Origin of the sequence: Amycolatopsis sp. NPDC059657, assembly GCF_042734395.1 — a bacterium.
Taxonomy (GTDB): Bacteria; Actinomycetota; Actinomycetes; order Mycobacteriales; family Pseudonocardiaceae; genus Amycolatopsis.
Window position 1 is genome coordinate 164,737 of the sequence record NZ_JBHWEB010000006.1, and the last position, 1,582, is coordinate 166,318.

General features: G+C 69.4%; 1 protein-coding gene. It reads right to left on the reverse strand.

Going from position 1 to position 1,582, the window contains the following annotated elements; genetic code table 11:
- Positions 1 to 47 precede the first annotated feature (47 nt).
- The gene (locus ACFV15_RS05670) at positions 48 to 1,376 is read right to left on the reverse strand and encodes a hypothetical protein (RefSeq protein ID WP_378348956.1); all 1,329 of its coding nucleotides are present in this window, start codon (positions 1,374 to 1,376) and stop codon (positions 48 to 50) included.
- Positions 1,377 to 1,582 lie beyond the last annotated feature (206 nt).

Here is a 1,582-nt window from a genome sequence, read left to right on the forward strand (position 1 = left end):
GGCCTAGGTGTTCCCTCGTGGTCACCGCGGTGACCACGAGGGAACACCTAGGCCGTCGTCGAGATGTTGAGAACGGCGGCGGTCGGTGAGCGACCGGCAAGCCGGAAGTGGACCATTTTGCCCTCCCGGCCTGAGGATGCCTCGCCGGTTCCGCTCAGGTGGAACAGGCTGATGTCGTCGGAGACGGTGACGCTCTGGTCGGTCACGACGACCCTGAACTTGTGCCCTCCCACCGTGAACTCGACCGTTCCCGAGACCTCGACCTGGCATTTCCCGCTTTCGCACGCCTTGACGTCCGTGCCGTTGCTCGCGGCTGGCAGCGGTGTCGGCGTCGGCGGGGGAGCGTTGAGCGGCGTGCATCGCGGCGCGAGATCGTAGGCCGCCGCGAGCTGGGGGAGCCGCCCGGCGAGCGCGGGGAGGCCTTGCGCTTTCGGTTTCACCGAGTCGAGCACCGCACTGGCCTTGGCGAGCTGGCTCTTCAGCTCGGCGATCGGCTGATCCATGGCGCCGCCGAAGCTGGTTTGCGGCAGCTGTCCCTTGGCCGCTTCGAGCGCGGCCAGCAGGTCGGCTTTGAAGGCGTCCGCCTCCGGGATGCCGGTCGGGGTGAGCGCCCCGAGCGGCTGCGCGATCGACGTGACCTGGGTCGAAGCCGACCCGATGGCGTGGGCCAGCTCCGCGCCGGCGAATTGCGCGAACCGCGGGTCGTCGGAGATCGGCGACCCGTCGACGCGCAGACCTTCCACCGCTTTCGTGGTCAGGCACAGCGTGTCCGCCCAGCCGACCAGCACCCGCTTCGGCGCGTCGGACGGGCCCACCGGCGCGCACGCGGGCGCGAGGTCGTAGGACGTGACGATGGCGGGTGTCCTCTTGACCATGTTGTCCAGGTCCGCCCTGGGTTTTCCGAGCGTGCCGACCGCCGTCGCCACCTGCTTGGCCTTGGCGAGCTTCTGGTCGTCCGGCGCGGTCCGCGTCGCCGAGTCGCCGCTCGGCGGGAGCTTGAGACCGTCGAGCGCCTTCAAGAGCCCCGCGACGTGCGCGTCGGCCTCGGCGATGCGCGACGGTTGCAACTCCTTGAGTGACTTCGTCGCGTACTCGACAGAGCTCGCGGTCCGGTCGAGGTAGTTCAGCGCGTTCATCCCGGGCAGCCGCGGATCGGTGCCGCCCGAGATGTCGCGATCGGAGGTCGAGGCCTCCGCCTGCAGCCGCTCGAGTGACGTCGTGGTCAAGCACAGTGTGTCGGCCCAGGTGACGAGCGCCCTGGTGACCTGGCCAGGCGGCGGCACCGCCGGTTGGCCAGGCGTGGTCGCCGAGCAGCCCGCGGCGAGCAGACAGGCCAGCGCCGCGAGCTGCCCCCTTTTTCCTTGACTGACAAGCATGTGCCACCTTCCCGTGTCGCGGGTGAGGGTAGCCACGCGCCGCTGGGAGGGGTCCCGTCAGCATCCCGCCGGGGTTTGGTGAAGGAGTCCCTCACCCGCTGCTCGGTGGTCGTGAGTGGTATTGCCGGTTGTGTACGCCAGAAACACAAAACGAAACCCTGGGGTGTAGGGGTGGTATGGGGGGGGGGGGGGGGCGCGTTAAATGG